The sequence below is a fragment of the Aeromonas media genome (assembly GCF_000819985.1).
In the GTDB taxonomy this organism is placed as follows: Bacteria; Pseudomonadota; Gammaproteobacteria; order Enterobacterales; family Aeromonadaceae; genus Aeromonas; species Aeromonas media.
This window is the reverse complement of sequence record NZ_CDBZ01000197.1, coordinates 25159-32027: the sequence shown is the minus strand read 5'-3', so window position 1 is coordinate 32027 and position 6869 is coordinate 25159. Positions and strand designations below refer to the sequence as shown.

Annotated in this window: 4 protein-coding genes and 2 tRNA genes; 3 read left to right on the top strand and 3 right to left on the bottom strand. The window is 54.7% G+C overall.

Annotation, left to right across the window (positions count from 1 at the left end):
• Positions 1-357: 357 nt before the first annotated feature.
• Both BN1127_RS16860 and BN1127_RS16855 read right to left on the bottom strand, forming a co-directional pair.
• Positions 358-2658: a DUF927 domain-containing protein gene (locus BN1127_RS16860; protein WP_197069658.1), complete on the bottom strand. Its 2301-nt coding sequence runs from the start codon at positions 2656-2658 to the stop codon at positions 358-360.
• 44 nt (positions 2659-2702) lie between these two features.
• Positions 2703-3620 carry a tyrosine-type recombinase/integrase gene (locus BN1127_RS16855; RefSeq protein WP_042650197.1) on the bottom strand — a complete coding sequence of 306 codons (918 nt, stop codon included), beginning with the start codon at positions 3618-3620 and terminating at the stop codon, positions 2703-2705.
• 963 nt (positions 3621-4583) lie between these two features.
• On the opposite strand from BN1127_RS16855, the gene BN1127_RS16850 reads away from it, so the two are divergent.
• Both BN1127_RS16850 and BN1127_RS16845 read left to right on the top strand, forming a co-directional pair.
• Positions 4584-4659 (top strand) — tRNA-Phe (locus BN1127_RS16850).
• A gap of 5 nt (positions 4660-4664) precedes the next feature.
• Positions 4665-4740 (top strand) — tRNA-Asn (locus BN1127_RS16845).
• 64 nt (positions 4741-4804) lie between these two features.
• Here BN1127_RS16845 and BN1127_RS21790 read toward each other — a convergent pair.
• Positions 4805-5026: a hypothetical protein gene (locus BN1127_RS21790; protein WP_080675078.1), complete on the bottom strand. Its 222-nt coding sequence runs from the start codon at positions 5024-5026 to the stop codon at positions 4805-4807.
• Between the two features lie 519 nt (positions 5027-5545).
• On the opposite strand from BN1127_RS21790, the gene BN1127_RS16835 reads away from it, so the two are divergent.
• A complete protein-coding gene (locus BN1127_RS16835) occupies positions 5546-6823 on the top strand; it encodes an alpha/beta hydrolase (RefSeq protein ID WP_042650195.1) in 1278 nt (425 codons plus the stop codon).
• Positions 6824-6869 lie beyond the last annotated feature (46 nt).

The following is a 6869-nucleotide window of genomic DNA, read 5'->3' as shown; positions in this document are numbered from 1 at the left end:
CGCTTAAGGTCCTGTACATGAGTTGATCATTAGTTGACTCCTGTGAGCGATATCTGCCACGAAACGCTCGTAACGACAAAGCGGCCAGTTCTACAGGCCGCTTTTTTTTGGACCGTTCGACAGCACCGGCTGAGATCACACCAGTGAGCAATTCCGGGGTAATCCCCGCATGGCGAGGCACCCGTATCGCGGTTTAGCGACCCAATGAGCCGTTTTGGCTGCGCCGCCCTCCAAACCTCCGCAACAAGATCATCCTGGCCTTCTCGGCCTGCTAAAACGTTCCTCCCCTTGCTGCCTGCTTTTGCCACCGGATCCCATAAAAGCAAAGGGGCCAGTTCGCACTGGCCCCCCTTACTCTTAAAACTGCTCGATGTGTGTCGTCTCCTCCGGTGTTTCCGATGTGGGGGGGGCGCTGATGCTACCCGCCTTGCTGTTTGAGAATCGGCTAAAAATTCGCTTTGATGGTTCGCATTTTGGCAGCGACCCCTTCAGGCTGTCACTCTCTCCGGCATGGCTACTGACGACCTCACCAGTACTGCCAAACAATCGATTCAAATAGAACGAGTAAACGCCACTATCCACACCCGCTACTTTGATCTTTTTTACATAGCGGTCTGGTGCATACCTCTCAAGATACTGGTTATCGAACAACCATGCTTTAACAGCTTCACCCATGCTCGGAACCAGTTTGTCGAACTGCTCCTTAAAGATGTAACACCGTTCGCCTTCTATGAAGCCTAGGAGCTCCCTCGTTACAACGGCTGGCTTGCCAAGGTGAATTTTATGTCGTTGGAGCGCTACCGTATTCTTGAATTGGGTAGCGGCTCGGGTGACGTCATCCAGTTGCTCCTCCAAGGACGCAACCCAGCGATTGGCACCCTCAAGCACGGCGGCCTCCACCTCATTCTCGGTATAGGGCAACACACCCAGCTCGATACCATACAAGCCGGTAGCCAGCGTTATAGCGAAGAAATCCAGGCCACGACGAACCAGAGGTGAATCCATCGCGCCATTGACCATCTGCATCAGGCGCTCGGCACACTCATGAACCCGGTTGCGAACTAACTCTTGCAAAGCCTCATAAGAAGTGGCCTCCGGCAAGTTCAACAGCCCTTGTGCCAAAGCCGGAAGGGCTGTGCCGTAGTATTGACCACAGGCCGCTTTGAGTTGGTCAATCCGGGCTTTGGCTTGGGCCAGGGTTTCGTCGGGCAATTTCGCATCATCGGGGTGAACCTCGATGTTGAGCATCCGCACATAGACACCGGAATTGGCACTGCCACCCGTTTTCCTCAGATAGTCATCTGTGCTGAGTTCACCAGTGGATATAATACAGAGGATGGCTGAGTCTTGATCCTCCTTCTCATCCCCACCCGTTTCACACCTTCCTTTGGTTTTCCCATTGGATAGGGCATAGATGGTTCCGTCGAAATTTTTGCTGTTGTGTGACCCAAGCTCATCCAGTACTAACCCCATACCGTGGTGACTTTTTGCCACAGCAAACAGCCAATTCGTCGTGCCATGCCACTTCCTGATAGCAGACCCACCATCTTTGCTTGGGTCAGTAGCTCGTCCTACGACACTCTGTGCCATCTGCGCCCGAGTCGTCTTGCCGCCTGAGCTGAGCCCATGCAAGTGAACAATAACCGTCCCCTCCTTCAGGAGGTTCAACAATACATTCCCAAGCATCGCCAAAATCGGAAAAATCATGTTAGGGAGCTGTCGGACAGGCCCTGCCACATGCTCTTGCCATTCCAGCAAGGTGCCTTGTGCTCTCAGTTGCGGCAATGCTTTACGGATTTGATAGCTGAGCTTGGTTTCCGGGGTTCCAATGTTCCGCTGTAGCACGGTCTCATGCGATATATAGATCAACTTTCCAGAGATAAATCCAGCCTGCTCAACGCGATAAATTGGCTCAATTGAGTTCCATCTTGAGCAGTGGTTCATAAACCGAGAAAGCTGCCGATCGTCATGACCATAATACCCAACACGTAGCTCACCCAACTGGACCTTGACCCTTTTCAAGTCATGCAGGACATCATCAAGCAGGACTGTAAAGACATGTGGCTTACCATCATAGCCAATGCAGACCAACACCAACCCTTTGAACTGATTGTTATTATCAATAATGCAATTGAGCGGAAGGATTAACGTATCGAACAGCTCAACGGGCTTCCTTCCTTCAAGGTTCACCACTTTCAGGTCAGGGCTAACAACGTAGTGCTCGGGTAACAGACTGGATTTCATCCATGTTTGGAGTTCATCAATGGTATACGACAGATGAGTACCATCCGACCTGATGGGACGCTCAGAAGAGCCCTTCCCCTGATTAAGGGCTAGCCCCTCTTCGGATGCCAGATAGGTCGCTTCTTGAGACCACTGATGGATACGCGCCAGTTCTTGCAGCGCTAAGTTTTGATGGCTGCAATAGGGTTCGTTGGGCACTAATAAAGCTGACTCTGATGGCCGAACTACCGGGGCGATAGCAGAGACAGGCACTGATTCTGGCGCGGATGCCTCCTGAATGGGGCCTAATGCCGAACCTGTCGGCGATACACCCTGACCAGCACTATTGGGGGCTCCTAGAGACCCATTACGGGACTCCTCAATAGAACGGAAACGTTTCTGTTTGCAGTTATCATTTGTTTTTGAAAGACTCATAATTCTTAATGGGGGAGTCTCCCTCCCCCATCTCCTAAAGTTTGTTAGCAGGTGAGGTTGGGCAGGTCCCATACGGTGTGTAGTGCGTCGACGGCCTTGACCAGCGTCTTATCGTGGTAGCGGGCGTACCTTTCGGTCATCCGAGGAGAGCTGTGGCCTAGGACTTTCTGCAATACATCGAGCGAACAGCCCTTGTTCAGCAGTGAAGTCGCGACGGTATGACGGGCATCGTGGATGCGTACCTCTGTTAGCCCACAATCATTGCAGACTCGGTACCAATACCGACGTGGTTCTGAAATTTGAGAGACACCGTCCTGGCCTCGAAACAGCAGACCAGTCGTGCCATGGCGCTGGAGTTGAAGTCGAATTAACTCCAGCGCGAATTGATTAAGCGGTATTAGCCTTTCCCGACCAGACTTACTGGTAGGTAGGTACGCTATTTGTCGATTGAGATCGCAATCCTGCAGCTTTAGAGCTCTAGCTTCTCCCATCCGGGAGCCCGTTGCGAACAGGAAGAGCAACAGACGAGCCTTTTCTTCGTCAATGTCTTCCATCAAGCGAGCGACCAGCTTATTGACTGCCTCATCGGGTAAGCCCTTGGGAGGCAGGACAGGTTCGTATTTAGCGCGTATGCCTGCTGCAGGCGATGATTTGAGAATGCCGCGCTCCACTGCGAAGGTCGCTATGGCCTTGATCTGAGCGACGTAGCGATTCACCGTAGCAACAGATTTGGTTTTAGCTTGCTCCGCTTGAAAGCGCTCGATGTCATCACGGGTGACGCGGTTCAGTGGCTTGTGCCCTAAAGCTTCCACGATAGGTTTCACACGGGACTTAATAGTCCTGATAGAAAGATGAGTTTCCTGCACTGCGGGTAGGTAATCATCATAAATGAAGCGTTCTACCGATAAACTAGCGCGATAGGTTTGATTGAATCCATCAGGATCTGTAATGAGCTCCGCCATCAGTTTACGTGCTCTATCGCGTATCACTTTGAGGCTAGCCTCATTAGTATTCGCGATAATAAACCGATGACGCTTATTGTTTCTCTGCACATTGAAGTAGCCGCCCCTGGTACCAGATGGACATGTGATCCATGAGAGCCAAGGGACGTACTCGTCTTTCACCTCTTTTTGTTTGGAGCCGTGTTTTCCACGTGACTCCGGCCTACTTTTAGCAGTTGGCGTTGACACTTCGCTGCTCACAACTACCTCTCTAACCATAACCGTCGGGATGACGGTGACTAGCAGGTTTTTTCATATCCCCCCTCAAATTACAACAGCGTCAAACGCACCCATGATATTGATATTTAATGAATTTTTCGTGGCTGAGGATTCTAAAGGCAGTCATATGAAGGCGATTCAGTGGCAAAGTTCAGATCCCGCACTGGAGACCGACTTTCTGTATCTCGTGACAAACTCTCCTGATTTGCTGGGGGGATCGTGATTTGCCTACATAAAAAAACTTGTCGATTGAGTCCTTTTGCGGGGGTGTGACCAAGATTTACTTTTGTGATGTAGGTCGCAATAAATTTGAGTTCACCCGCCGAAACACCATCAATTCTCTTCTTCACAGGGGCGCTGAGGAGCTGACGACCGGAGGTCCTTCGGTATCGACGCACCAAACCCTGTCTGGTCAATTTCTGGTAACTTTTCAGCGCACAAAAAACATGCACGTTAGTTCATCAGTTTTTTGACAAAAAATGGGCTGACTTGTTGGAAGCTCGGGATCGGTGAGAGAGCGAAAAGGTAATTCTATAAAGGGAAAAATCCTTGATAGCAGAACCTACCGACAACCGGATCCCGGTGTTGGGTCAGGAGCTCCTCGCACACTATCTCGCCACTTGGTTCACCCTATGCAAAAACATGCCAGAAACTGGAGCGTCAAGGTTGACACCCCAGTGCAGAAAGGGTTTAATGCGCGCCGTTGCCCAGATAGCTCAGTCGGTAGAGCAGGGGATTGAAAATCCCCGTGTCGGCGGTTCGATTCCGTCTCTGGGCACCAATAATTCCTCCTTAGTTCAGTCGGTAGAACGGCGGACTGTTAATCCGTATGTCGCTGGTTCAAGTCCAGCAGGAGGAGCCAAATTCGAAAGGCCCGCTCATCTGAGCGGGCCTTTCTGCATCTCCTCTTCCCGAAGTGTCATCCCCTAATAGCGATTCTCGTCACCGTGCCAGACATGACCGGCAGAACATGCCCGGGCGACCTCGTGACAAGGATCATCGGCATGAGAGCGGAAGAAGTGCTGATCTTGTTGCAGCAGGAGCGAACTCATCGAGTGGCTGATACCGGCCAGAGCCTCGCCAGCGGTCAATCCTGCAACCCGGTGATCTGTGGCCAAATGAGCCAGTACCCTTTCACGACTATTCATGATCGCCTCCCTCTGTGGATCCCGTCGTAAATTGACCATAGCAGCAGGTATCAGACTACCGCAAACCCGCGCCAGCAAAGGGCTCCAGGCCGGTCCACCCCTGCCGGAAAAGGGAGACAAATGAAGAGGCCCACCCTGTCGGATGGGCCTTCCATGCCTGCTATCCGCCGTTACAGGCTGCCAGCAACAGGGTTGCCCCGCAGGTAGCGCTGAATACCAGCAACCCCGCCTGCAGCACGCCCTCAGGATCCGTCTCTTTTCTTCTCTCTCTGAACCTTGTCCATCGCGGCTTCATCGAGCCCACCTCGTCCTGTTGTGTCCGCTCCCCTGCCCTTCTCGGCAGAAGGGCATCTTGATCCCGGTTCAGCTCAAGGTCAATCGGTCCGCAACCATAAACCGGCCAGGTACACAAGAGAGTCTCTCGTCATCGGCCGCTCATTATCGGGAAAACCGGCGTGACCCTTCTGCGAGCCAGGGCTATGATGAGGCCGACGATTTCCGACCTCAGGGAGACCCCAGATGAGCAGCCCCTTGCACTACGTGCTGGATGGCATCCATTGCGAGCCACACTTCTTCACCGTGCCCCTCGACCACCAGCGACCGGATGACGAGAAGAGTATTACCCTGTTTGGCCGCACTCTCTGTCGCCAAGACAAGCTGAACGATGAGCTGCCCTGGCTGCTCTATCTGCAGGGGGGGCCGGGCTTTGGCGCCCCGCGCCCGACCGCAAGCGGCGGCTGGATCAAGCGGGCCCTGCAGGAGTTTAGGGTGCTGCTGCTCGATCAGCGCGGCACTGGCCACTCCACCCCCATCAACGCCGAGGCACTGGCCGGGCTCACCCCGGTTGAGCAGGCCGGCTACCTCGGCCATTTTCGCGCCGACAGCATAGTGCGGGACGCCGAATACATTCGCGAGACCCTGAGCCCGGACCGGCCCTGGAGCCTGCTTGGCCAGAGCTTCGGCGGCTTTTGCAGCCTCACCTATCTCTCCCTGTTCCCAGGCAGCCTGCACGAGGTCTACCTCACCGGCGGCGTGGCCCCCATAGGTCGCAGCGCGGACGAGGTCTACCGCGCCACCTATCAACGGGTGGCGGACAAGAACCGCGCCTTCTTCGCCCGCTTCCCCCATGCCCAGGCCATCGCCAACCGGCTGGCGACCCACCTGCACCGCCACGACGTCCGCCTGCCGAACGGCCAGCGCCTGACGGTGGAGCAGTTGCAGCAGCAGGGGCTGGATCTCGGCGCCAGCGGCGCCTTCGAGGAGCTCTACTACTTGCTGGAGGACGCCTTCATCGGCGAGGAAATCAACCCCGCCTTCCTCTACAAGGTGCAGGCCATGCAGCCGTTCAACACCAATCCTGTGTTCGCCATTTTGCACGAGTCCATCTATTGCGAGGGGAGCGCAAGCAACTGGGCGGCCGAGCGGGTCAGGGGCGAGTATCCGGCCCTGGCCTGGGCGCCGGGCAAGGATTTTGCCTTCACCGGCGAGATGATCTTCCCCTGGATGTTCGAGCAGTTCCGCGAGCTGATACCACTCAAGGAGGCCGCTCATCTACTGGCCAAAAAGGCCGATTGGGGCACCCTCTACAACCCGGCTCAGCTGGCTAAGAACCCGGTGCCGGTGGCCTGCGCCGTCTATGCCGAGGACATGTACGTGGAGTTCGACTACAGCCGCGATACCCTCAAGGGCCTTGGCAACAGCCGCGCCTGGATCACCAACGAGTACGAGCACAACGGCCTGAGAGTCGACGGCGAGCAGATCCTGGACCGGCTCATCCGCTTGAACCGGGACTGCTGATCCCGCTCGGGCGGCGCGCCCGCCATAACAAGAATATCGAGGGCGG